General features: G+C 66.6%; 21 protein-coding genes. 15 read left to right on the top strand and 6 right to left on the bottom strand.

Annotated elements, in window-relative coordinates:
• Positions 1-59: 59 nt before the first annotated feature.
• Positions 60-239: a hypothetical protein gene (locus tag GTP77_RS20110; RefSeq protein ID WP_161073931.1), complete on the top strand. Its 180-nt coding sequence runs from the start codon at positions 60-62 to the stop codon at positions 237-239.
• A gap of 120 nt (positions 240-359) precedes the next feature.
• Entirely contained in the window at positions 360-962 is a 603-nt protein-coding gene (locus tag GTP77_RS20105) for an immunoglobulin domain-containing protein (RefSeq protein ID WP_161073930.1), read from the top strand.
• A 128-nt stretch (positions 963-1,090) separates the two neighbouring features.
• On the opposite strand, the gene GTP77_RS20100 is transcribed toward GTP77_RS20105, so the two are convergent.
• The 3 genes from GTP77_RS20100 to GTP77_RS20090 are packed head-to-tail and all read right to left on the bottom strand — an operon-like array spanning position 1,091 to position 6,258.
• Positions 1,091-1,873: a hypothetical protein gene (locus tag GTP77_RS20100; RefSeq protein ID WP_161073929.1), complete on the bottom strand. Its 783-nt coding sequence runs from the start codon at positions 1,871-1,873 to the stop codon at positions 1,091-1,093.
• The gene (locus GTP77_RS20095) at positions 1,873-5,004 is read right to left on the bottom strand and encodes an efflux RND transporter permease subunit (protein ID WP_161073928.1); all 3,132 of its coding nucleotides are present in this window, start codon (positions 5,002-5,004) and stop codon (positions 1,873-1,875) included. The genes GTP77_RS20100 and GTP77_RS20095 overlap by 1 nt, the downstream gene beginning before the upstream one ends.
• 3 nt (positions 5,005-5,007) lie before the next feature.
• A complete protein-coding gene (locus GTP77_RS20090; RefSeq protein WP_161073927.1) occupies positions 5,008-6,258 on the bottom strand; it encodes an efflux RND transporter periplasmic adaptor subunit in 1,251 nt (416 codons plus the stop codon).
• A 286-nt stretch (positions 6,259-6,544) separates the two neighbouring features.
• Here GTP77_RS20090 and GTP77_RS20085 point away from each other — a divergent pair, with 286 nt between their 5' ends.
• Complete coding sequence (locus tag GTP77_RS20085) at positions 6,545-8,980, top strand: sensor domain-containing protein (RefSeq protein WP_229202269.1); 2,436 nt, start codon at positions 6,545-6,547, stop codon at positions 8,978-8,980.
• On the opposite strand, the gene GTP77_RS20080 is transcribed toward GTP77_RS20085, so the two are convergent.
• Positions 8,977-9,939: an endonuclease/exonuclease/phosphatase family protein gene (locus GTP77_RS20080; protein ID WP_161073926.1), complete on the bottom strand. Its 963-nt coding sequence runs from the start codon at positions 9,937-9,939 to the stop codon at positions 8,977-8,979. The genes GTP77_RS20085 and GTP77_RS20080 overlap by 4 nt on opposite strands.
• Positions 9,940-9,975: 36 nt before the next feature.
• Between GTP77_RS20080 and ybaK the strand changes: the two genes are divergently transcribed.
• The 6 genes from ybaK to GTP77_RS20050 all read left to right on the top strand — a co-directional run bounded on the left by ybaK (position 9,976) and on the right by GTP77_RS20050 (position 14,681).
• Positions 9,976-10,467: a Cys-tRNA(Pro) deacylase gene (gene ybaK / locus GTP77_RS20075; protein ID WP_161073925.1), complete on the top strand. Its 492-nt coding sequence runs from the start codon at positions 9,976-9,978 to the stop codon at positions 10,465-10,467.
• Between the two features lie 79 nt (positions 10,468-10,546).
• Entirely contained in the window at positions 10,547-11,176 is a 630-nt protein-coding gene (plsY, locus tag GTP77_RS20070; RefSeq protein ID WP_161073924.1) for a glycerol-3-phosphate 1-O-acyltransferase PlsY, read from the top strand.
• 57 nt (positions 11,177-11,233) lie between these two features.
• Positions 11,234-11,890: a DsbA family oxidoreductase gene (locus GTP77_RS20065; protein WP_161073923.1), complete on the top strand. Its 657-nt coding sequence runs from the start codon at positions 11,234-11,236 to the stop codon at positions 11,888-11,890.
• Between the two features lie 129 nt (positions 11,891-12,019).
• Positions 12,020-13,075 (top strand): sensor domain-containing diguanylate cyclase, encoded by a 1,056-nt coding sequence (locus GTP77_RS20060; RefSeq protein ID WP_161073922.1) that lies wholly within the window; start codon positions 12,020-12,022, stop codon positions 13,073-13,075.
• Between the two features lie 21 nt (positions 13,076-13,096).
• Positions 13,097-13,387, top strand: coding sequence for a DUF427 domain-containing protein (locus tag GTP77_RS20055; RefSeq protein ID WP_161073921.1), 291 nt, complete (start codon positions 13,097-13,099; stop codon positions 13,385-13,387).
• 67 nt (positions 13,388-13,454) lie between these two features.
• Positions 13,455-14,681 (top strand): metal-dependent hydrolase, encoded by a 1,227-nt coding sequence (locus GTP77_RS20050; RefSeq protein WP_161073920.1) that lies wholly within the window; start codon positions 13,455-13,457, stop codon positions 14,679-14,681.
• Between the two features lie 20 nt (positions 14,682-14,701).
• Here the strand turns inward: GTP77_RS20050 and GTP77_RS20045 are convergent, their stop codons facing one another.
• Positions 14,702-15,553 (bottom strand): oxidoreductase, encoded by an 852-nt coding sequence (locus GTP77_RS20045; RefSeq protein WP_161073919.1) that lies wholly within the window; start codon positions 15,551-15,553, stop codon positions 14,702-14,704.
• A 109-nt stretch (positions 15,554-15,662) separates the two neighbouring features.
• Between GTP77_RS20045 and GTP77_RS20040 the strand changes: the two genes are divergently transcribed.
• The 5 genes from GTP77_RS20040 to GTP77_RS20020 all read left to right on the top strand — a co-directional run bounded on the left by GTP77_RS20040 (position 15,663) and on the right by GTP77_RS20020 (position 20,756).
• Positions 15,663-16,631: a LysR family transcriptional regulator gene (locus tag GTP77_RS20040; protein WP_161073918.1), complete on the top strand. Its 969-nt coding sequence runs from the start codon at positions 15,663-15,665 to the stop codon at positions 16,629-16,631.
• Positions 16,632-16,685: 54 nt separating this feature from the next.
• Positions 16,686-17,594: a LysR family transcriptional regulator gene (locus GTP77_RS20035; protein ID WP_308807759.1), complete on the top strand. Its 909-nt coding sequence runs from the start codon at positions 16,686-16,688 to the stop codon at positions 17,592-17,594.
• A 194-nt stretch (positions 17,595-17,788) separates the two neighbouring features.
• Positions 17,789-19,021 carry a CmpA/NrtA family ABC transporter substrate-binding protein gene (locus GTP77_RS20030; protein WP_161073917.1) on the top strand — a complete coding sequence of 411 codons (1,233 nt, stop codon included), beginning with the start codon at positions 17,789-17,791 and terminating at the stop codon, positions 19,019-19,021.
• A gap of 9 nt (positions 19,022-19,030) precedes the next feature.
• Positions 19,031-19,951, top strand: a complete 921-nt coding sequence (gene ntrB / locus GTP77_RS20025; protein WP_161073916.1) for a nitrate ABC transporter permease — start codon at positions 19,031-19,033, stop codon at positions 19,949-19,951.
• 1 nt (position 19,952) lies between these two features.
• Positions 19,953-20,756 (top strand): ABC transporter ATP-binding protein, encoded by an 804-nt coding sequence (locus GTP77_RS20020; protein ID WP_161073915.1) that lies wholly within the window; start codon positions 19,953-19,955, stop codon positions 20,754-20,756.
• 106 nt (positions 20,757-20,862) lie between these two features.
• On the opposite strand, the gene tsaD is transcribed toward GTP77_RS20020, so the two are convergent.
• Positions 20,863-21,903, bottom strand: a complete 1,041-nt coding sequence (gene tsaD, locus GTP77_RS20015; RefSeq protein ID WP_161073914.1) for a tRNA (adenosine(37)-N6)-threonylcarbamoyltransferase complex transferase subunit TsaD — start codon at positions 21,901-21,903, stop codon at positions 20,863-20,865.
• Positions 21,904-22,128: 225 nt separating this feature from the next.
• On the opposite strand from tsaD, the gene GTP77_RS20010 reads away from it, so the two are divergent.
• Positions 22,129-22,443 (top strand): Rieske (2Fe-2S) protein, encoded by a 315-nt coding sequence (locus tag GTP77_RS20010; protein ID WP_161073913.1) that lies wholly within the window; start codon positions 22,129-22,131, stop codon positions 22,441-22,443.
• Positions 22,444-22,447: the final 4 nt, after the last annotated feature.

Raw genomic sequence — 22,447 nt, 5'->3', positions numbered from 1 at the left:
CCGCATCTGCGTCATAATGTAGCTGAACAAACATAGTTCGCAACATGGGAGAGGTGCAAATGGCTAAGACAAATTTCCAGTACGAAAAACGCCAACGGGAGCTGGAGAAGAAAAAGAAGAACGAGGAAAAGGCCAGGCGCAAGCTGGAAGCCAAGAACAGGCCGGAAGGCGAGCAGGGCGAGGCGGCGGACGAGGACGATGACGCTGCGCCAGCCCCGCCGGCGCCCGGACAGGAATAAGGACGCCCGCGCCGCTGTTACGTTCTGATACACTTTATTTCTTAAATTTACAGCAACTAGTGTCGTCAGGCATTGCGGCGGTCCTATACTCTCGCTGACTTCATTCCAGCGGGAACCCCTATGAAAAAGTATGTGCTTCACCTGTCGGCCTGCGCAATGGCCGTGGCCCTGGTTGCCTGCGGCGGCAGCGGCGGCGATTCCACCGAGGCGGAAACCCAGCCCGTCATCACCACCCAGCCGGCTTCCGTGACCGCCGGCGCCGGCAGCGACGCCAGCTTCAGCGTGGTGGCCACCGGCGGCAACCTGAAATACACCTGGCGCAAGGACGGCGTGGTACTGCCGGACATCACCGCGCAGAAATTCACCTTCAGCCCGCTGATCGCGGCCCGCGCGGGCGTGTACGACGTGATCGTGTCCAACAAGGTCGGCAGCGTCACCAGCACGGCGGCGACGCTGGTGGTGGGCATACTACCCGCCATCACCACGCAGCCGGTCGCGCAAAGCGTGGCGGCGGGCGGCTCGGTGACCTTCACCGTGGTGGCTACCGGCAGCGACACCCTGGGCTACCAGTGGCGCAAGGCCGGCACCAACATCACCGGCGCCAACTCGGCCAGCTACACGCTGAGCAACGTCACCAGCGCGGACGCGTCCACCTATGACGTGGTCATCACCAACACCTACGGCACCGCGAGCAGCGCCGTGGTGGCGCTGACGCTGAAATAAGGACGGTGGCGGGTTACGCGTGCCGCAAGCGGCCCGCTAACCCGCCCTACGCCGTGCAAGCATGACCGGAAAATCGTCATGCGTAGGGCGGGTTAGCCGCGCAGCGGCGTAACCCGCCATGCCTGCGCTTACGCGGCTGGCTTCGGTTCCTGCGCCTCCACGAACTGGATCTCGATCAGTTCGTCATCCAGATAGATCTTCTCCCCCAGCGGCGGCAGGTAGCCCATGCCGTCGCTGCTCAGCTGGAGCGGCACCCGCTGTTCGCCATGCAGCAGCGTGGCGCTGGCGACTGCCCGCTGCGTCACCTTGTGCAGCTTGATTTTTTCATGCCCGCACCAGTCCGTCGTCAGCAGTATGGTGTTGACCAGGCTGGTGAACCAGAATCCGATTTCCTCCTTGGCCGTGGCCACCAGCACCTTGCATTCGAGCCGCAGGTCGCCCAGCCGCCGCATGCCTTGCGGCACGCCGGCGCTGTGGATGTCCGGCTCCCAGCGGTAGCCGCCTTTCGGCTTGTTCAGCAGCAGGTCCGCGTTCTCCCGGCGCGCCTCCTCGCTGCGCGGCAGCGAGAAGGTATGGTCGGCCGCCACCGGCAGATGGATGGAAACGCTGTCGCCTGCAACGCGGATGGCCAGGTTTTCCATTTCCACATTCTTGGCGCCGCTGCGCGCGCGCAGCCTGAAGCGCACTTCCGGCGCGGCGGGCGCCAGCGTGTGGTAGTCGTCGAAGGCGTCCAGCCCCGCCGCCATCACGCGGTAGGTCTTCAGCTCGGGATTGCGGATGCCCTGGATCACCACCGGCGGCGGCTCCTTGGACTGCGCTTTGGCGGGCTCGGCCGGTTCGGCGGCGAAGGCGCCCGTGGCGCAAGGCGACAACAGCAGCGCGGCCAGCGCGCCCAATACGGTTTTTTTCATCAAGCGGTCTTTTTCGAGGGGTGGAGTTGTTCCGCCACGGCGGCGGCGGTGGCGGCTTCCTGCTTGCCGCCCAGCCAGCGCGCGCAGCGCTTGCCCAGCGTGTCGAGATAGGTGTAGGCCACCGGCACCACCACCAGCGTCAGCAGGGTGGAGGTGATGACGCCGCCGATCACGGCGCGGCCCATGGGCGCTTGCGTTTCGCCGCCGTCGCCCAGGCCGATGGCCATGGGCAGCATGCCGAAGATCATGGCCAGCGTGGTCATCATGATGGGGCGCAGGCGCACCTGGCCGGCCTGCATGATGGCGGCGCGCTGGTCCAGGCCTTCCTTCTGGCCGTGGTTGGTGAAGTCCACCAGCAAGATCGCGTTCTTGGTCACCAGGCCCATCAGCATGATAAAGCCGATCACCGAGAAGATGTTCAAGGTGCTGCCGGTAATGAGCAGCGCCAGCAGCACGCCGATCAGCGACAGCGGCAGCGAGGTCATGATGGCGACCGGCTGCAGGAAGCTGCCGAACTGCGAGGCCAGCACCAGGTAGATGAAGATCACCGCCACGCCCAGCGCGGTGACGGCGCCGCCCATGGTTTCCTGCATCTGCTGCGCGTTGCCGGCCACGTCGAAGCGCACGCCGGGCGGCAGGGTGATGGACTTGATGGCCTTCTGCACGTCGGCGTCCACGTCGCCGCCGGGACGGCCTTCCACGCCGGCGTAGACCGCCACGCGGCGCTGCAGCGCCTGGCGCTTGAGCACCTGCGGGCTGGACGAGGGGATGAACTCCACCACCTGGCGCAGCGGCACCATGCGCGGCGAGCCGTCCGCGTTCAGGCGGCTGGACGCGATGGACAGGTCGGCCAGGTCCATCACGCGCTGGCGGCCGGACTTGGGCAGCTGCACATTGATCTCGTAGTTCTGGCCGTCCGAGGCCAGCCAGTGGCTGACTTTCTCGCCCGCCACGAAAGGCCGCAGCGCCGCGCCCACCTGCTGCACCGACAAGCCGAGGTCGCTGGCCAGCTCCTGGTTAATCTTGATCATGGTCGACGGATTGGCGCCTTCCTGGCTGTATTCCAGGTCGGCCACGCCCTTGATCTTGCGCATCTTGTCCATCAGCTCGCGCGCCACGGCGTCCAGCTTGCCTTCGTCGGTGCCCAGGATGGCGATGAAGATAGGCTTCTGGCCCACCGACAGCTGGATGCCGGCGATCGGCGCCAGCCGTTCGCGGATGGCTTTCTCCAGCGCCTTCTGCGAGCGGCGGTGGGTTTTCTTCACGTCGGTCAGCTTCAGGTTCACCTCGGCCGAGTTGCGGCCGTCGCGCGTGCCCACGTTGGACAGGATGCTGTCGATTTCCTTGAATTCGCTCAGCGCCGTTTCCACCTGCTTGACCTTGTCGTTGGTGTATTCCAGGCTGGAGCCGACCGGGGTCTTGAAGCGCATATTGACCCAGCCTTCATCGGTTTCCGGGAACATCTCGCCGCCTATCATGGGCACCAGCATCAGGCTGGCCACGAAGATGGCGGCGGTGGCGGCCAGCGTGGTCTTGCGCCAGTTCAGCGCGGCGGCCAGCACCTTGCCGTACACCACGTGCAGCCAGTCCACGCCGCGCTCGACCCAGTCCATGAAGCGGCCCAGCCACGGCAGGTAGCGGAAGCGGTTCTCTTCCGGGTCCGGCCACACGGACGACAGCATGGGGTCCAGCGTGAAGGAGACGAACAGCGACACCAGCACGGCCACCGCCACGGTGATGCCGAACTGCAGAAAGAAACGGCCGATAATGCCGTCCATAAACGCCACCGGGATGAACACGGCCACGATGGCGAAGGTGGTGGCCATGACGGCCAGGCCGATCTCGTTGGTGCCGTCCTCGGCCGCCTGGTGGTGGCCCTTGCCCATGCCGAAGTGGCGCACAATGTTCTCGCGCACCACGATGGCGTCGTCGATCAGCAGGCCGATGCACAGCGACAGCGCCATCAGCGTGAGGAAGTTCAGCGTGAAGCCGAAGGCCTGCATGGCGATAAAGCTGGCCATGACGGAGATCGGCAAGGTCAGGCCGGTGATGATGGTCGAGCGCCAGGACTTGAGGAAGAAGAACACGATCACCATGGTCAGCACCGCGCCTTCGATGATGGTGCGCTTCACGTTGTCGAGCTGGCTCTGCACGCGCTCGGACTGCGAATCGAGGATGTGCAGGCGGACGCCGTCCGGCAGCGTCTGCTGCAGGGCCTCGGCGGCCTTGCGCACGCCTTCGCCCACCACCACCACGTTGGCGTCCTGCACCTTGGTCACTTCCAGCGAAATGCCGGGCTTGCCGTCGATGCGCGAGTACGATTGCGCTTCCTCCTCGCCGTCGACCACGCTGGCCACCTGGTCCAGGTAGACCGGGCCGTTGGCGCGGCGCGCCACGATGATTTTGTTGAATTCGCGCGCGTCCTTGATCTTGCCTTCCACCCGCACCAGCTGCTCGGTCACCGGCTGGCTGATGTTACCGGCCGGCAGGTTGGCATTGGTGGCCTGGATGGCGCGGATGATCTCGTCCACGCCTATGCCCTGCGCGGTCATCTCGTTGGGTTTCAGGCTGATCAGCACCTGGCGCTTGGTGGTGCCCAGCACGCGCACCTGGCCCACGCCGGCCACGTTCTGGAAGCGCTTGCTGATGATCTGGTCCGTCATGGTCGACAGCTCGCGCAGGCTGTGCTTGTCCGAGCTCAACGAGAGCGTCACCACCGGGCGTTCATTGTCGCCTTCCTCGCGGGCGATGAAGGGGTCTTTGGCCTCCTTGGGGAAGCGCGGGCGCACCAGGGCCACCTTGTCGCGCAGCTCCTGCATGGCGCGGTCCATATTGGTGGACAGCTGGAACTCCAGGTAGACGCCGGCGCGGCCTTCCCAGGAGTTGGCGCGTATGGTCTTCACGCCGCTGACGGTGTTGACGATGTCCTCCACCGGCCGCGTAATGTCGTTCTCCACCGCTTCCGGCGAGGCGCCCGGATATTCGATCTCGATGGCGGCGAAGGGCAGGCTGACGTTGGGCATGCTCTCCACGCCCAGGCGCTTGTAGGCGAACAGGCCCAGCACCATGAGCGCCACCATCACCATGGTGGCGAACACCGGATTTTTAATGCTGACTTTGGTTATCCACATGGCTTAGCTCCGCGCGCCCGGCACGCTGGCCTTTGCCGTGGCCGCCGCCGCGTCCGCGCCGGCCGGCGCGGCCAGCTTGACCTTGGCGCCCGGCTTGACCGCGTCCAGCTTGGCCACGATCACCTGCGCGCCCTGCTGCAGGCCGCCGGTCACTTCGGCGTAGCCGGTGTCCTCGTTGCGCAGGCCCAGCGTGACCGGCTGCGCCACCACCTTGCCCTGGTCCACCTGGTACACCACCTGCTTGCCGCCGTCGCTGCGCAGCGCCGCCAGCGGCACCACCGGCATCACGGCCGAGCGTTCGGTGACGATATTGCCCTTGGCGAACATGCCGCCCAGCAGGGCGCCGTCCTTGTTCTCGACGGAAATGTAGACCAGCATGGCGCGCGAGCCGGGCTCGGCGGTGGGGTTGATGCGCGCCACCTTGCCGTGGAATTCGCGCTGGAAGCCGTCCACCTTGAACGCCACGTCCTGGCCGGTTTTCACGCGCGGAATCTCGGACGTGGGTACTTGCGCTTCCAGCGTCAGCTCGGCCAGGTTGACGATGGTGTAGACGGGCATGTCAGGCGCGACTTTTTCGCCCGCCTGCACATGGCGTTTGGAGATGACGCCGCTCATGGGCGCGCGGATCACGCTGTCGTTCAGCGCAATGCGGGCCATGTCCACCATGGCGCTGGCCGACTTCACATTGGCGCGCGCCAGTTCCACGCCGTTGGCGGTGGTGTCGTAGGACGTCGAGGAAATATAGTTCTGCTTGAGCAGGGCCTGGCTGTTGGCGTGGTTGCGGCTGGCCATGGCCAGCTTGGCCTGCGCCTCGTCCAGCATGGCCTGCTGCTGCGTCAGGCGCGCCTGCAGGTCGGCCTGGTCCAGCCGCGCCAGCACCTGGCCCTGGGCCACATGCGTGCCTTCGCGCACGGCCGCCTCGCGCACTTCGCCGGACACCTTGGCCTTGATGGTGGCCTGGCTGACGGGCGCCAGCGAGCCGGACAGCGGCAAGCTCACGGCCAGCGCGCGCGCATCGATGGCGGCCACGTCGGCGGCGGCCAGTTCGTAGACTTCCGGGCCTTTTTTCGCGTCGGCCTTGGCCGGCGCCGCGGCAGTGGCCGGAGCGGGCGTCTTGGCCCGGCTCTGCATCACGGTCCATCCGCCGCCCGCCAGGGCCAGTACGATCAGCACTGCGGCAGGCTTGCGCCAGCGTTTGCCGCGCGCTGCGGCCTGGGCGGGAGCGGAGGATAGGGGCAAGGTCTCGATTTTCATTGTTTTGTCTCTTGGAGGCCAGATTGGGATGTTGCCACTCTAGGTAATTTCAAGAGCCCGCACCACGCCAGTGCGACGAAACGGAGAAAAGCAGGGCTGAGTTGCAAAAACGCGGGGGCGGGTGGCCTGATGCATCACGGCAACGACCCGGCGCCGGCGGCGCGCACGTTTGACAAAGCGCAATACGTGCGCCGCGCGCACGCGCCAAGATGAATGCTACGCCCCGAAGCGGGCACATCGCATCGAGGGCGCCGTGGAGCCGCATCAACCTGACGCTGGGCCTGCCTTGCCCGCACCGTCCGACACCATCGCGGTGCCGGACGCACTGAACCTGATCTCCCGCCTGATCGATACGGTTGAGCCGTCCCAGCTGGTGGCCGTGCACTGCATGGACGAGGCTGGCTGCGTGCTGTTCTGGAATAGCGCCTGCGCCGAACTGTACGGCATCGCCTCCGCCGACGCGCTGGGCCGGCCGCTGGCCAGCCTGCTGGCCTTCGAGCAGGCCGATGAGCACGCGGCCGCGCTGGCGGAGGCCTGGCGCAGCGGGCGCGCCAAGCCGGCCCGGGACTGGCAGGTGAATACGGCGAGCGGACGCCGCCTGTGGGTCAATTCCACGCTGTTCCCGGTGGCGCAGGACGGCGCCGTGCGGCAGATGTTTTGCGTCGACGCCGACATTACCGCGCGCCGCATCGAGGACGAGGCGCTGCGCGCGGCCGGGGCCAATTTCCGCCAGCTCTACCTGAGCTCCGCCGACGCCATCCTGATGCTGCAGGGCGAGCGCGTGACCGACCTGAACCCGGCCGCGCTGGCGCTGTTCAAATGCCCGCAGCGCGACGGCATGGTCGGTCACCGCCTGCGCGATTTTTCCACGCAGCAGCCGCCGGACGGCGAGCAGCAGGCGGGGCCGCCCGGCATGGATGAGGGCGGCGGCAGCCTGCGCTACGACTGGCGCTTCCTCAACTGCGCCGGCGAAGCCTTCTGGGCCGAAGTGCTGATGACCTCGATTTCGCTGGACCACGGCTACCTGTTCTACGTGGTGGTGCGCGACATCAGCGCCCGCAAGCAGGCCGAGCGCACGCTGCACCTGGCGGCCCAGGTGTTCGAGAACTGCCGCGACGCCATCGTGCTGACCGACCGCGAACGCCGCATCATCGCCCTCAACCGCTCGTTCACCCAGATCACCGGCTACGAGGCCGAGGCCATGCTGGGCCAGCCCTTGCAGCTGCGCCGCAGCGGCGAGGACGAGCACGACTTCCAGCGCCTGGTGTGGCAGGAAATGGATGCCAACGGCCACTGGCAGGGCGAGGTCAGCGCCCGCCGGCGGGGCGGCGAACTGTTTCCCGGCTGGCTGTCGCTGACCGCCATCCGCGACAACGCGGACCGGGTCAGCAGCTACATGGGCATGCTGTCCGACATCACCGACCGCAAGCGCGACGCGGACCACACCCGCCACCTTGCCGAGCACGACTTCCTGACCGACCTGCCCAACCGCGTGCTGCTGCTGGACCGGCTCAGCCTGGCGCTGGCGTCGGCGCGCCGCAGCCACACCATGCTGGCCATCCTGTTCATCGACCTGGACCGCTTCAAGGAGGTCAACGACACGCTGGGCCACCAGGTGGGCGATCAGCTGCTCAAGGAGGTGGCGGCGCGGCTGGTGAAGTGCGTGCGCGGCGCCGACACGGTGAGCCGCCAGGGCGGCGACGAGTTCCTGATCATCCTGGCCGATATCGGCGGCGCGGACCAGGCCGCGCACGTGGCGGCCAGCGTGCTGGGCGCCATCGCCCAGCCTTTCCAGCTGGGGCCGCATGCGCTGCACGTGTCCGGCTCGGTCGGCATCAGCCTGTATCCGGAGGACGGCGACGGCATCGAGCAGCTCATCAACAATGCGGACGTGGCCATGTACCACGCCAAGGAAAGCGGGCGCAACGGCTTCAAGTTCTTCAACGCCGACATGCACGCCAGGATAGCCGAGCGCGAGCAGCTGGAGAGCGGCTTGCGGCTGGCCTTGCGCGAGCAGCAGTTCGAGCTGGCCTTCCACGCGGAGGTGGACATTGCCAGCGGCGCGGCGGTGGGCGTGGAGGCGCTGCTGCGCTGGCGCCACCCCGAGCTGGGCCTGCTGCGCCCGGAGCGCTTCATGGCCGCCGCCGAGGAGGCCGGCTTGATGGTGCCGATCGGGAATTGGGTGCTGCAGCAGGCCTGCCGCACTGCGCGGCGCTGGCGCGACGCCGGGCACAGCCTGGTGGTGGCGGTCAACCTGTCGGCGGCGCAGTTTGCGCAGAAGGACTTGCTGGCCGTCGTGCGCGCGGCGCTGGAGGCCAGCGGGCTGGACCCGGCCAGCCTGGAGCTGGAGCTGACCGAGGCCATCATCATGAAGGGCGGTAACGCCGCGCGCAGCACATTGGATGCGCTGCATGGGCTGGGCGTGCGGCTGACCATAGACGATTTCGGCACCGGCTATTCGCGCCTGGGCTATCTGAAGGACTACCCGGTGGACAAGCTGAAGATAGACCAGTCCTTCGTGGCCACGCTGGACGGCAATACCGCTGTGATCGGCGCCATGATCGCCATGGCGCGCAGCCTGGACATGCTGGCCATTGCGGAAGGGGTGGAAACGCAGGAGCAGCTTGATTTCCTGCGCAGCGCGGGCTGCGACCAGTACCAGGGCTACCTGGCGGATGCGCAGGTGCAGGCCAGCGCTTTGGGGCAGCTTTTGGCGGGTTAGCGCCGCAAGCGCAGCCGCACCAGCACCTGCCCGTGGTCCGAGGTCTCCGGCCGCTGCTGGCTCAGGTGGTCGTTCAGGTACGTCACGTCATACACCTCGCCGATGGCGCGCGGCGACTCCGGGTGGAACTGCTCCGACACCAGCACATGGTCTATGGTGCTGTAATGCCCTTCGTGCACGGTGGTGTAGCCCATGTGGTGCAGATGGTCCTGCCGCTGCTGGATCTGCGCGCAGTCGAACATGCGGCCGCGTAGCTCGTCGCCCGGCTCGCAGTTCGGATTGCCCCCCAGCACAATGGTGGTGGTGACGGCGTCGGCCGTGTCGTTGAAGTCGCCCATGACCACGCAGGGCCGCTGGCCGTCCTTCATCACCTTGCTCAGCAGCACGCGCAGCGCCACCGCCTCCGTGCCGCGCCACACCAGCGAGCGCAGATTGGCCAGCGCGTAGTGCAGCGGATCGTCGCCGCAGTCGTCGCGGCGGTAGTCGGGGCGGCGCGACTTCAGGTGCACCACCACCACGTCCACCGTGGTCTCATTGGGCAGCACCACCTGGGCGTGCAGCGGCGCGCGCGCGAAGCGGTCGGCATCGGGATTGCCGGAGTCGGACACCACCCCGGCCGGGAACTCGGCATACACCGTGGGCGGCGCCGCCAACGGCAGGCGCGACACCAGCGCCACATTGGGCGTCAGGCGCGTGGCGTGCGGGTCGGGGTCGAAGCCGGCGTGGATGGCGTCGCGGTATTTGCGGGTGCGCGACAGCACGTCGCGCAGCGCGGCCTGGGAAAAGATTTCCTGGAAACCAACCACATCGGCATCCAGCTGGTCCAGCTGCTGCGCGGTCCATTCCACCTTGGCCTCATATTCCTGCTCAGAAAGCGGCGGCAGGTTGTCGTACAATTGAGCACCCGGCGGGGCGAGATTGCAGACATTGAACGTGGCGAAGCGAATTTCTTCCCGCATAACGAAACTCCTATTGAACGGTTAGCGTATCACGGCATGGCCAAAAAAGAGCATATTTCCGAAACGCCCGCGACCCAGATGCTGCGCAAGCATAAGGTGGCGTTCTCCGAACACCCTTACGAATATGAAGAACACGGCGGCACCACGGTGTCCGCGCGCGAGCTCGGCGTGGATGAGCACGCGGTGGTCAAGACGCTGGTGATGCAGGACGAGGCGGCCAAGCCGCTGATCGTGCTCATGCACGGCGACTGCAAGGTGTCGACCAAGAACCTGGCGCGCGGCATCGGCTGCAAGTCGGTCGAGCCGTGCAAGCCGGAGGTGGCGCAGCGCCATTCCGGCTACATGGTGGGCGGCACCTCGCCCTTCGGCACCAAGAAGGCGCTGCCGGTGTATGTCGAGGAGTCCATCCTGGCGCTCGATACGATTTATATCAATGGCGGGCGGCGCGGCTACCTGGTGGGCATCAAGCCGCAGGTGCTGCTCGAGCTGATCGCGGCCAAGCCGGTGCACTGCGCGCTGGCCGACTGAGGCTACTCAGTGCCGGGCGCTTGTTGTATAGTCGTCAGCCGCCGCAGTGGCAGCATGAAAAAATAAAAGAGAGAAACGTATGAATACAGCACTGATAACAGTGGCCATGGCCGTGGGCGCCTACCTGCTGGGCTCGATTTCCTTCGCCGTGGTGGCCAGCAAGCTGTTCGGCATCGCCGACCCGCGCACCTACGGTTCCAAGAACCCGGGCGCGACCAATGTGTTGCGAAGTGGCAACAAGAAAGCCGCCATCGCCACCCTGATCGGCGACGCCGCCAAGGGCTGGCTGGCGGTGTGGCTGGCCGTGCATTACCAGGAGCAGCTGGGCGTGGAGGACATCGCCATCGCGCTGACGGCGATCGCCGTGTTCCTGGGCCACCTGTGGCCCATCTTCTTCCGCTTCGTGGGCGGCAAGGGCGTGGCCACGGCCGCCGGCGTGCTGCTGGGGCTGAACGTCTGGCTGGGCCTGGCCACGCTGGCCACCTGGCTGATCGTGGCCTACGCCTTCCGCTACTCCTCGCTGGCCGCGCTGGCCGCCGCCGTGTTTGCGCCGTTCTACTACGGCCTGCTGTTCGGCGTGGATGCCATCCTGATCGCCGTGGTGGCCATGTCCATGCTGCTGCTGTTCCGCCACAGCGCCAATATTTCCAACCTGATCGCGGGCAAGGAAAGCCGCATCGGCAGCAAGGCCGCCGCCAAGAAGAAGTAAGCGTTGAAATAGGCCGTGGCGGCCCCATATCGCAGGGATACTTTCCGCGAGGCCGCCATGACCACTCCCATCAAAATCGATTTCGTTTCCGACGTCTCCTGCCCCTGGTGCGCAGTCGGCCTGAACGCGCTGGAAACCGCGCTGCGCAGCATAGGCGGCGAGGCCGCCCCCACGCTGCACTTCCAGCCCTTCGAACTGAACCCCAACATGGGGCCGGAAGGGCAGGACATCACCGAACACATCACCCAGAAATACGGCGCCACCCCGGAGCAGCAGGAGCAGTCGCGCGCCATGATACGGCAGCGCGGCGCCGACGTCGGCTTCGACTTCGCCATGGGCAAGCGCAGCCGCATTTACAACACTTTCGACGCGCACCGCCTGCTGCACTGGGCCGGCCTGGAAGGCGCCGAACAGCAGCGCGCGCTCAAGCACGCCTTGTTCACCGCCTACTTCACCGAAGGCGAAGATCCGAGCGCGCACGCCGTGCTGCAGGCGGCCGCCGTCAAGGCGGGCCTGGACCCGGCCGGCGCCGCCGCCGTGCTGGCTTCGGACAGCTACGGCGCCGAGGTGCGCGCGGCCGAGCAGTTCTACCAGCGCCAGGGCATCAACTCGGTGCCGGCCGTCATCATCAACGACCGCCACCTGATCTCCGGCGGCCAGCCCGCCGAGCTGTTCGAGCGCGCGCTGCGCCAGATCATGGCCGGCGCGGCCTAAGCCCGGGCGGGCAATCTGCGGCCGAAAGGCGGGGCGGATGTCCGTTCGCGGTTTTTTTGCGCTAAACTTGTCGATGTAGCACCGAAGCTTATAGACTAGACAAGCGCAACGACGCTACGAAGGGACGCCATGCTGGCCGCAGAGAATATTTACCCGAATATATACCCACTCAGTTATGCCATTCCGCCGGACGACGCGCGCCGCGTAAGCGCGCTGCAGCGCTACCACGTGCTGGACACCCCCGCCTGCGAGGAATTCACCTTCCTGACCGAACTGGCCGCGCAGCTGTGCGGCGTGCCGTACGCCTTCATCACCCTGGTGGACGCCGGGCGCGCCTGGGTGAAAGCCGCCACCGGCCTGGCGCTGGACACCTTGCCGCGCGAGCAAAGCTACTGCTCGCTGGCCGTGCTGGGCCAGCAAGCCACCGAAATCGAAGACCTGAGCGCCGACCCGCGCACCGCCGAGATGCCGCTGACGGTGTCCGCCCCCCATATGCGCATGTACAGCAGCGTGGCGCTGACCGCGCCGGACGGCTACGCCATCGGCGCGCTCAGCGTGATGGACAGCAGGCCGGGCCGTCTCGGTCCCGAGCAGGCGCGCAGCCTGCGCCGCCTTGCCGCGCAGGCCATGGCGCTGCTGGAAGCGCGCGCCGCGCGGCACGCGCTGCAGGCGGCCCGGGCCGAACTGGCCGAATTGTCCACCACCGACGAGCTGACAGGCTTGCACAACCGCCGCTCCCTGCTGGGCAAGCTGAGCTTTGAAGTGGCGCGCACGCGCCGCTTCCGCACGCCGCTGTCGGCCCTGATTATCGACCTGGACGGCTTCAAGGCCGTCAACGAGCGCCACGGCAGCGACGCGGGCGACCTGGTGCTGGCCAACGTCGGCCGCCTGGTGCGCGAGAACGTGCGCGTGATCGACCTGGCCGGGCGCTACGGCGGCCAGGAAATCTGCGTGCTGCTGCCCAACACGCCGCTGGAAGGCGCGCTCAAGCTGGCCGAAAACCTGCGCGCCAAGCTGGCTGCGCAAATCCACCGCGAAGCAGGGCGCTTGCTGCCGGTCACGGCCAGCATCGGCGTCGGCGCCTTCAACCACATGGACATCAGCGACGGCGACAGCCTGCTGCGCCAGGCCGAGCAGGCGCTGGCGCGCGCCAAGGCGAGCGGACGCGACCGCGTCGAAAGTTAATTCAGCCCACAGGAGGCAGCCATGCCCAAAGCAATCTGGAACGGCGAAGTGATCGCCGAAGCGAATGACGACGAAGTGCAGATCGTGGAGAACAACGTCTACTTCCCGATCGGGAAAGTGGCCGAGGAATACCTGCAGGAAAGCGAGCACACCACCACCTGCCCGTGGAAAGGCAAGGCCAACTACTACCATCTGCTGGTGGACGGCAAGGTCAACGAAAACGCCGCCTGGTTCTACCGCCACCCGTCCGACAAGGCGCAGCACATCAAGGACCACGTCGCCTTCTGGCACGGCGTGGAAGTGCAGCGCTAGCGTGGTGTAGGTGGAAAAGTTGTAAGCCAGCCATTTTCCTGCCCCGGGTTCGGGTAACATCCGGGGCATGGATAACATCACCCACACCGTCGTCGGCCTCGGCGTCGGCGAACTGGTGCAGCGCAGCCTGCCCGCCGAACCGGACGAAGCAGGCCAGCGCACGCGGCACCGCCTGCTGCTCACCGCCTGCGCCGCCGCCAGCAATTTCCCCGACCTCGACCTGTTCCTGACCCGGCTGCTGCCCGACCCGCTCGGCTACCTGCTGCAGCATCGCGGCCACACGCACACCTTGCTTTATGAAGTGCCGCAGGCCCTGCTGCTGGTGGCGCTGCTATGGCTGCTATGGCCGAATGCGCGGGCGCTGCTGCGGCGCAGCCAGCACGCGCGCGCCGGGCTGGGCGCGGCGGTCGTGCTGGGCTTCCTGCTGCACATCGGCATGGACTTCCTCAATTCCTATGGCGTGCATCCTTTCTATCCCTTCGACGGACGCTGGTTCTATGGCGACATGATCTTCATCATCGAACCGGTGTTCTGGGTGGCGTTCGGCGCGCCGCTGATCATGGCGATCGGCCGGCCGTGGCTGCGCTGGCTGATGCTGGCCGGGCTGGCGGGCGCGCTGTGCTACTTCGCGGCGCGGGGCTATTTGGGGACGGTGTCGCTGGCGGCCTTGCTGGCGCTGGGCGCCGGGCTGGCTTGCCTGAAAGCGGCACGGCGGCGCAGCCGGCGCGCGATGGCGCTGGCGCTGCTGGTCAGCGTGGGCTTCGTCGCGGCGCAAGGCGTGGCCGGCACGGCGGGGCGACAGCGCGTGCAGGCTGCGCTGCAGGCGGCCGATCCGCAGTCGCGCATCCACGACGTCGCCATGACCGCTTTTCCGGCGCAGCCGCTGTGCTGGGCTTTTGTTTCGATCGAATCCAATGTAGCGGCTGGCAGCTACCGCCTGCGGCGCGGTCTGGTCAGCCTGGCGCCGGGCTGGCTGCCGCCGCAGCAATGCCCCTCGGGCCTGCTGGACCCGCCGCCGCACCGCGCCGCCGCTCCGGGCGTCGAACTGTATAGCGAGGTCAGCGGCAAGCTGGCCGAACTGCGCAGCCAGGCGGACGGCAACTGCTGGCTGTCGGCCTGGCTGCGTTTCGCGCGCATGCCCGCCATCACAGGCGCCACCGCCAGCGACATGCGCTTCGCCACCACGCCGCGCGGCAACTTCACCACGCTGGACCTGGCGGCGACCGCCGGACGCGCCTGTCCCGCCGGCGTCCCCGCCTGGACGCCGCCCCGCGCCGATCTGCTTGCCCGCTAGCGGCCGGGGCTGCGGTGGCCTCAGGCCGCCTGTGGCAGCACGTCGTCATGGTCGGTGGACAGCGACAGGCTGATCCACTCGCCCAGTTCCTGCTCCACGAAGCGGTTCTTCTCGCGCACCATGCGCACCGTGTCGCTGCCCAGCATCAGGCGCACGGGAGGCTGCGCGCTGTCGGCCAGCTTCAGGATGGCCAGCGACAGCTTGCGCGGATCGCCCGGCTGCTTGAGGCTGACGCTGGCGGCGAAGGTGCGCATGGCGCCCACGGTGCCGGCATAGTCGTCCAGGCGCGCATCGGTGGAGACCAGCGAATTCCCTTCCAGGAACTCGGTGCGGAAATAGCCCGGCTCGACCACCGTGACGTGGATGCCCAGCGGCCGCACTTCCTCGGCCATGGCCTCGCTGATGCCCTCCACCGCGAACTTGGTCGAGCCGTACACGCCCCAGCCCGCGTGGGCCGTGTAGCCGCCCACGGACGAGATATTCATCACATGGCCGCCGCCCTGCCGGCGCATATGCGGCAGCACGGCGCGGGTGACGTTGAGCAGGCCGAACACATTGGTGTCGTACAGCGCGCGCACCTCCGCGTCGCTGGCCTCCTCGACCGCGCCCAGCAGGCCGTAGCCGGCGTTGTTCACCAGCACGTCGATGCGGCCGAAACGGTCCACGGCGGCGCGCGCGGCCAGCACGGCGGCCGCCTCCTGCGTCACGTCCAGGCGCAGCGCCAGCAGATTGGGATGGGCGCCGATGGCGTCGATCACCGCTTGCGGGTTGCGGGCGGTGGCGGCCACGCTGTCGCCGCGCGCCAGCGCATCTTTCGCCATCAGGACGCCGAAGCCGCGCGATGCACCGGTGATAAACCATACTTTAGACATGCTGTTCTCCTTGAGAGGTGGTGGGATGTTGATGGAGGCCAGTTTAGGCCGCCTGCCTCTGCTACACTAGCCACCATAAAGGCGTTTGATTTTCACCTTCTGGTTGTAAATGGATACTTCCCGCGTTATCACTTTGTTTATCGCCGTGGTCCGTGCCGGCAGCTTCAGCCAGGCGGCGGCCGAGGCCGGGCTGTCGCCGCAGGCCGTCAGCAAAGCCGTGCGCCAGCTGGAGGACAGCCTCGGCGTGCGCCTGTTCCACCGCACCACGCGCAGCCTCAGCCTGACCGAGGAGGGCGAGCGCCTGTTCGAGCTGGCCAGCCCCGGCCTGCGGCTGCTGGACGAAGCGCTGGAAAACGTGCGCAACAGCCGCAAGGACATGGACGGCGTGATACGGGTGGCCGCGCCCACCTCCTTCGGCAACCACATGCTGATCCCGCTGGTGCGCGACTTCCAGGATCTGCATCCCGGCGTGCAGTTCGACCTGCTGCTGGAAGACCACTTCACCGACCTGATCGACGCCAAGATCGACGTCGGCTTCCGGGGCGGCAACCCGCCCGAGCGCAACCTGGTCTCGCGCCGCATCGGCGACATCGGCCTGTACATCTGCGCCGCGCCGCGCTACCTCGAAAAGCACGGCGCGCCGCAGACGGTGGACGAGCTGGCCGCGCACCGCTGCACCGGCTTCCGCCAGCCCAACACCGGCCGCCTGGTGCCGTGGGAACTGCGCATCGACGGCGGCACGGTCTACAAAGACATTCCCACGGTGGCCAGCTTCAACACGGTGGAGGGCGAAGTGCAGGCCGTGCGCGAAGGCGTCGGCATTGGCCAGCTGGCCGCCTACATGGCCGAAGCCGACATCGCCGCCGGCCGCCTGGTGCACCTGCTGCCGCACACCGTCACCGTCAACAGCGGCGTCTACATGTACTACCAGCAGCGCACCCAGATGCCGCAGCGCGTGCGCCAGTTCATCGACTTCGCCTCCGAGCGCGCCCCCGGCCTGTTCCCGAAAATTAAGCACCCCACCATCGGGGTCACCATCGGGGTCAGTTCTACCATCGCGTCACGAACTCAGCCTTAACGTGCTTGAGTCCGTGACGCGATGGTAGAACTGACCCCGGTTTTGTTTGGAGAAATGATGGATAGACTGCATTTGATGGGGGTGTTTGTCGCCGTGGGCGAGGAGCAGAGCTTTGCGGGCGGGGCGCGGCGGTTGGGGATGTCGCCGCCGGCCGTCACGCGCGCCATCGCCGCGCTGGAGGAGCGCCTCGGCGTGCGATTGCTGGACCGCAGTACGCGCCATGTGCGCGTCACCGAGGCCGGCCAGCGCTATCTGGACGATGCGCGCCGCATCATCGCGGAGGTGGACGAGGCCGACGAGGCCGCCGCCGGCAGCAACGCCGCCCCGCGCGGCCACTTGTCGGTGACGGCGCCGGTGCTGTTCGGCCGCCAGTACGTCACGCCCGGCATCGTCGAGTATCTGCGCCGCTATCCGGGCATGGAGGTCAACGCCATGTTTGTGGACCGCGTGACCAATATGCTGGAGGAGGGCATCGATGTGGCGGTGCGCATCGGCGATCTGCCCGATTCGAGCCTGCGCGCCGTCACCGTGGGCCAGGTGCGGCGCGTGATCTGCGCCGCGCCGTCTTATCTGGCGGAACACGGCACCCCGTCCGCGCCCGAGGCGCTGGCGGACCATGTGATCGTGACGTCGTCCGGTTCGAGCGGTGCGCCGGACTGGCGCTTTGCGCAGGCGGGCCGCGCGCAGTCGCTGCGCTTGAAGCCGCGCCTGGTGGTCAACAGCAACGACGCGGCGATCGAGGCGGTGCGGCGCGGTTTTGGCGTCACGCGCCTGCTGTCTTACCAGGCCGAGGCGCTGCTGGCGTCGGGCGAGCTGGTGCTGCTGCTGGAGGAGTACGCCACGCCCGGTGTGCCGGTCAGCATCGTGCATCGCGACAGCCGGCAGGGTTCGGCCCGCATCCGCAGCTTCGTCGACCTGATGGCGGAGCGCCTGCGCGCCGTGCCGGTGCTGCAGCCGCTTTAGGGCGCCGGCCCGGCGCCAAATGCGCACTTTGTGCGCCTGCTTTTGGTGCGCCGCACAATATCGGTGCTGAAAATACACTTCTTTCCCCGCGTTTGACAGCCGCCGCCCCGGAATCGGGCTGGCACAGCTATTGCAAAGCTAGTGGCAGGGCAGGCGTCCGCCTGCCGCAGTTCACAAACTAGCATGGGGATAAGATGGACAGCAAAATCAGCTTGACTCGCCGCAGCCTGTTGAAAGCCGGCGCCGCCACCGCAATCTCCGGCCTTGCCACGCAAGGCGTCTGGGCCGCCGGCTCGGACAAGCCTGAAAAAGAAGAAGTCAAGATCGGTTTCATCCCGCTGACCGACTGCGCCTCGGTGGTGATGGCTTCCGTGCTGGGCTTCGACAAGAAATACGGCATCAAGATCGTGCCCAGCAAGGAAGCTTCCTGGCCCAGCGTGCGCGACAAACTGGTGAACGGGGAACTGGACGCGGCCCACGTGCTGTATGGCCTGGTCTACGGCGTGCACCTGGGCGCCGGCGGTCCCAAGAAGGATATGGCCGTGCTGATGAATCTGAACCACAACGGCCAGGCCATCACGCTGTCGAAAAAAGTGTCCGACAAGGGCGGCGTGGACGGCCCCTCGCTGGCCGCGCTGATGAAGAAGGACCCGCGCGAGTATTCCTTCGCGCAGACCTTCCCCACCGGCACCCATGCCATGTGGCTGTACTACTGGCTGGCCAGCTATGGCATCAATCCCATGAAGGACGCCAAGATGATCACCGTGCCGCCGCCGCAGATGGTGGCCAATATGCGCATCGGGAATATGGACGGCTTTTGCGTGGGCGAGCCGTGGAACCACCGCGCGATTGTGGACGGCATCGGCATCACCGCCACCACCACCCAGGAGATCTGGCGCGACCATCCGGAGAAGGTGCTCGGCACCAGCGCCGAATGGGTGAAGAAGTATCCCAACACGGCGCGCGCGCTGACCGCCGCCATCCTGGACGCCAGCCGCTGGATCGACGCGTCGCTGTCGAACAAGCTGAAGATGGCCGAAACCATCGCCGACAAGTCCTATGTGAACACCTCGGTGGACGTGATCAACCAGCGCATCCTGGGCCGCTACCAGAATGGCCTGGGCAAGACCTGGGACGATCCGAATTCGATGAAGTTCTTCAACGACGGTTCGGTGAACTTCCCCTACCTGTCGGACGGCATGTGGTTCCTCACGCAGCAGAAGCGCTGGGGCCTGCTCAAGGCCGAGCCGGACTATCTGGCGGTGGCCACGCAGATCAACCAGGTCGATGTGTACAAGGACGCCGCCGCCATGGCCAAGGTGGCCGTGCCGAAGTCCGCCATGCGCAGCGTGAAGCTGATCGACGGCACCACCTGGGACGGCAAGAATCCGAAAGCCTACGCCGATTCATTCAAGATCAAAGCATAAGGAGCAGCCATGAGCGCAGTTCTGCACAATATCGCCGCCGTGCCGGTAAAGGACGCCGTGAAGGAAGCCGTGAAGGAAGCCGCGCCGGAGAAGCCCGCGCGCAGCGAGCGCATCGCCGCCAAGGGCATCAAACTTGAATCGGGGAGTGCGCGCATGCGGCCCTACGTGATGAAGTATCTGCCGCCGCTGATCGGCCTGGCGCTGCTGGTGCTGGCCTGGCAGATCCTGGCCTCCAAGAACAGCAGCTTCCCCACGCCGTGGGCCACCTGGGAGGAGGCGGTCAAGCTGTTCTCGGACCCGTTCTACCGCAAGGGGCCGAACGACCAGGGCATAGGCTGGAACGTGCTGGCTTCGCTCCAGCGCGTGGGCATGGGCTTCGGCCTGGCGGCGCTGGTGGGCATACCGCTGGGCTTCATCATCGGCCGCTTCCCCTTCATGTACGGCATGTTCAGCCCCATCATCAGCCTGCTCAAGCCGGTGTCGCCGTTGGCCTGGCTGCCGATTGGCCTGCTGGTTTTCAAGGCCGCCGACCCGGCCGCCATCTGGTCGATCTTTATTTGCTCGATCTGGCCGATGATTATCAACACGGCGGTGGGCGTGCAGCGCGTGCCCCAGGACTACATGAACGTGGCGCGCGTGCTCAGCCTGTCCGAATGGAAGATCGTCACCAAGATCCTGCTGCCTTCCGTGCTGCCTTACATGCTCACCGGCGTGCGCCTGGCCATCGGCACCGCCTGGCTGGTGATCGTGGCGGCGGAAATGCTGACCGGCGGCGTGGGCATCGGCTTCTGGGTCTGGGACGAGTGGAACAACCTGAACGTGCCGCACATCCTGATCGCCATCGGCGTGATCGGCGTGGTGGGGCTGCTGCTGGAATGGGCGCTGGTGTCGCTGGCCAAGGCATTTACCTACGAACAAGTGGAGAACTGATATGAGCGCGAAATTCATCGACATCAGCAAGGCCGAGATGGTGTTCAACACCAAGAAGGGCCAGTTCCATGCGCTGGCCAATGTGAACCTGACGGTGGAGCAGGGCGAGTTCATCACGCTGATCGGCCACTCCGGCTGCGGCAAGTCCACGCTGCTGAACCTGATCGCCGGGCTGACCACGCCCACCGGCGGCACCATGATCTGCAACGGCCGCGAGATCGCCGGGCCTTCGCCCGAGCGCGCGGTGGTGTTCCAGAACCACTCGCTGCTGCCGTGGCTGACCTGCTATGAGAACGTGTACCTGGCGGTGGAGCGGGTGTTCAGCGCAAAGGAGAGTAACAAGCAGCTGCAGGAGCGCACCTGGGCCGCGCTGGCGCTGGTGGGCTTGACGGCGGCGGCGGGCAAGCGGCCGAACGAGATCTCGGGCGGCATGAAGCAGCGCGTGGGCATCGCGCGCGCGCTGGCGATGGAGCCGAAAGTGCTGCTGATGGATGAACCCTTCGGCGCGCTGGACGCCCTGACGCGTGCGCACTTGCAGGACGAGCTGCTGCGCATCGTGGCGGCCACCGGATCGACGGTGGTGATGGTGACGCATGATGTGGATGAAGCGGTGCTGCTGTCGGACCGCATCGTCATGATGAGCAACGGGCCTGCGGCGACGATAGGGGATATCGTGCAGGTGCGGCTGGCGCGTCCGCGCGACCGGCTGGCGCTGGCGCAGGACCCGCTGTATATCGATTACCGCAGCAGCGTGCTGGAGTTCCTGTACCACCGGCAGGGGCGGCCGGCGCAAAGGGCCGCGTGAGCGCCTGGCGGGTTACGCTACGCTAACCCGCCCTACGAATTTGCAAGGGGCATGTGCTGATGCGTAGGGCGGGTTAGGCGGCGCCAGCCGCCGTAACCCGCCAAATTCAAATCACCCGCAGCTCGTCCAGCGGCCAGCGCGGACGCACATTGAAGGAGTAATCCTTCTTCGCTGCGTCCGGGTTGATCATCAGCCGCATGGCGCCGGCAAAGGCGATCATGGCGCCGTTGTCTGTGCAGAACTCCAGCTCCGGGTAATACACTTTGAAGCGCTTCTTGGCCGCCGCCGCGTTCAGCGAAGCGCGCAGCTGCGCATTCGCGCCCACGCCGCCGGCGATCACCAGCCGCTTCAGGCCGGTGTGCTTGAGCGCCGACACGCACTTGGCCGTCAGCACTTCCACAATGGCGTCCACAAAGCCGCGCGCGATATTCGCCTTGTCCTGCTCGCAGATATTGGCGATCACCTTTTCCTCGTGGTTCTTCACCACCGTCAGCACCGCCGTTTTCAGGCCGGAGAAGCTGAAGTTGAAGTCCTTGGTGTGCATCATCGGGCGCGGCAGCTTGTAGGCCGCCGGGTCGCCGAATTCGGCCAGGCGCGAAATGGCGGGGCCGCCCGGATAGCCCAGGCCCAGCAGCTTGGCGGACTTGTCGAAGGCCTCGCCTGCCGCGTCGTCCAGCGTTTCGCCCAGCAAGGTGTACTGGCCCACGCCGTCCACCCGCATCAGCTGCGTATGGCCGCCGGACACCAGCAGCGCGATAAACGGGAACTCCGGCGGCTGCGAGGCCAGCAGCGGCGACAGCAGATGGCCTTCCAGGTGGTGTACGCCCAGCACCGGCTTGTCCAGCGCCATGCCCAGGCTGCAGGCGATGGACGAGCCGACCAGCAGCGCGCCCGCCAAGCCGGGGCCTTGCGTGTAGGCGATGGCGTCGATATCGGCCAGCTGCTTGCCTGCGCCGGCCAGCGACTGCTCCAGCAGCGGGATGGCGCGCCGGATATGGTCGCGCGAAGCCAGTTCGGGCACCACGCCGCCGTACTCCTCGTGCATGGCCACCTGGGAATAGAGGGCATGGGACAGCAGGCCGTGCTCTGTGTCGTACAGAGCCAGGCCGGTTTCGTCACAGGAGGATTCAACGCCGAGAACAATCATTGGGACCGTGCAAAGTGAAAGGGGAATCCGCCATTGTAATGGAAAGCGGGCGCAGCCCGCACCAAAGGGGCCCGCCGATGCACACCCGTAGGGCGGCGGCACGGCGGCGGTAGGGCGCGTAGGGCGGGTTAGCGTAGCGTAACCCGCCATCGAGCCGCCAATAGCGTCTTCACCGCTGGCATCCCTCTTGCTTTAGATCCCATATAGCATCGAAGGAGCCAAACCATGGCTGAGTACTGGAAACTGATCTGCAAGCTGAAGGACATTGCCCCGCAGGGCGTGCGGCTGGTGCCGCGCGGGCTGGCGTGGCAGGAACTGCCGGGCGTGGCGGTGATCCGCACGCTGGACGACCAGGTCTTCGCGGTGCTGGACGGCGGCCGGCCCGAGCAGGGCGCCGTGCGCCACTACGCCGTCAAGCTGGAGGACGGCAAGATCTACCTGGACCTGAATGAACTGAACGCCCCCGCCAGCCGCGCCGAGGCGGCGCTGGCGGGAGCGTTCGGGGTAGCCCCCCACGTCGGCGCCAACCCCTGGGCTTGATGCT

It is taken from the genome of Pseudoduganella aquatica, from assembly GCF_009857595.1.
Lineage (GTDB): Bacteria > Pseudomonadota > Gammaproteobacteria > Burkholderiales > Burkholderiaceae_D > Rugamonas > Rugamonas aquatica_A.
Note: the sequence above shows the minus strand (reverse complement) of the source record. Positions and strands in the feature narration are given on the sequence as shown.

Coding starts and splice junctions, on each gene's coding strand:
- GTP77_RS20110 (WP_161073931.1), top strand. CDS start 60: ATGGCTAAGACAAATTTCCAGTACGAAAAACGCCAACGGGAGCTGGAG.
- GTP77_RS20105 (WP_161073930.1), top strand. CDS start 360: ATGAAAAAGTATGTGCTTCACCTGTCGGCCTGCGCAATGGCCGTGGCC.
- GTP77_RS20100 (WP_161073929.1), bottom strand. CDS start 1,873: ATGAAAAAAACCGTATTGGGCGCGCTGGCCGCGCTGCTGTTGTCGCCT.
- GTP77_RS20095 (WP_161073928.1), bottom strand. CDS start 5,004: ATGTGGATAACCAAAGTCAGCATTAAAAATCCGGTGTTCGCCACCATG.
- GTP77_RS20090 (WP_161073927.1), bottom strand. CDS start 6,258: ATGAAAATCGAGACCTTGCCCCTATCCTCCGCTCCCGCCCAGGCCGCA.
- GTP77_RS20080 (WP_161073926.1), bottom strand. CDS start 9,939: ATGCGGGAAGAAATTCGCTTCGCCACGTTCAATGTCTGCAATCTCGCC.
- ybaK (WP_161073925.1), top strand. CDS start 9,976: ATGGCCAAAAAAGAGCATATTTCCGAAACGCCCGCGACCCAGATGCTG.
- plsY (WP_161073924.1), top strand. CDS start 10,547: ATGAATACAGCACTGATAACAGTGGCCATGGCCGTGGGCGCCTACCTG.
- GTP77_RS20065 (WP_161073923.1), top strand. CDS start 11,234: ATGACCACTCCCATCAAAATCGATTTCGTTTCCGACGTCTCCTGCCCC.
- GTP77_RS20060 (WP_161073922.1), top strand. CDS start 12,020: ATGCTGGCCGCAGAGAATATTTACCCGAATATATACCCACTCAGTTAT.
- GTP77_RS20055 (WP_161073921.1), top strand. CDS start 13,097: ATGCCCAAAGCAATCTGGAACGGCGAAGTGATCGCCGAAGCGAATGAC.
- GTP77_RS20050 (WP_161073920.1), top strand. CDS start 13,455: ATGGATAACATCACCCACACCGTCGTCGGCCTCGGCGTCGGCGAACTG.
- GTP77_RS20045 (WP_161073919.1), bottom strand. CDS start 15,553: ATGTCTAAAGTATGGTTTATCACCGGTGCATCGCGCGGCTTCGGCGTC.
- GTP77_RS20040 (WP_161073918.1), top strand. CDS start 15,663: ATGGATACTTCCCGCGTTATCACTTTGTTTATCGCCGTGGTCCGTGCC.
- GTP77_RS20035 (WP_308807759.1), top strand. CDS start 16,686: ATGATGGATAGACTGCATTTGATGGGGGTGTTTGTCGCCGTGGGCGAG.
- GTP77_RS20030 (WP_161073917.1), top strand. CDS start 17,789: ATGGACAGCAAAATCAGCTTGACTCGCCGCAGCCTGTTGAAAGCCGGC.
- ntrB (WP_161073916.1), top strand. CDS start 19,031: ATGAGCGCAGTTCTGCACAATATCGCCGCCGTGCCGGTAAAGGACGCC.
- GTP77_RS20020 (WP_161073915.1), top strand. CDS start 19,953: ATGAGCGCGAAATTCATCGACATCAGCAAGGCCGAGATGGTGTTCAAC.
- tsaD (WP_161073914.1), bottom strand. CDS start 21,903: ATGATTGTTCTCGGCGTTGAATCCTCCTGTGACGAAACCGGCCTGGCT.
- GTP77_RS20010 (WP_161073913.1), top strand. CDS start 22,129: ATGGCTGAGTACTGGAAACTGATCTGCAAGCTGAAGGACATTGCCCCG.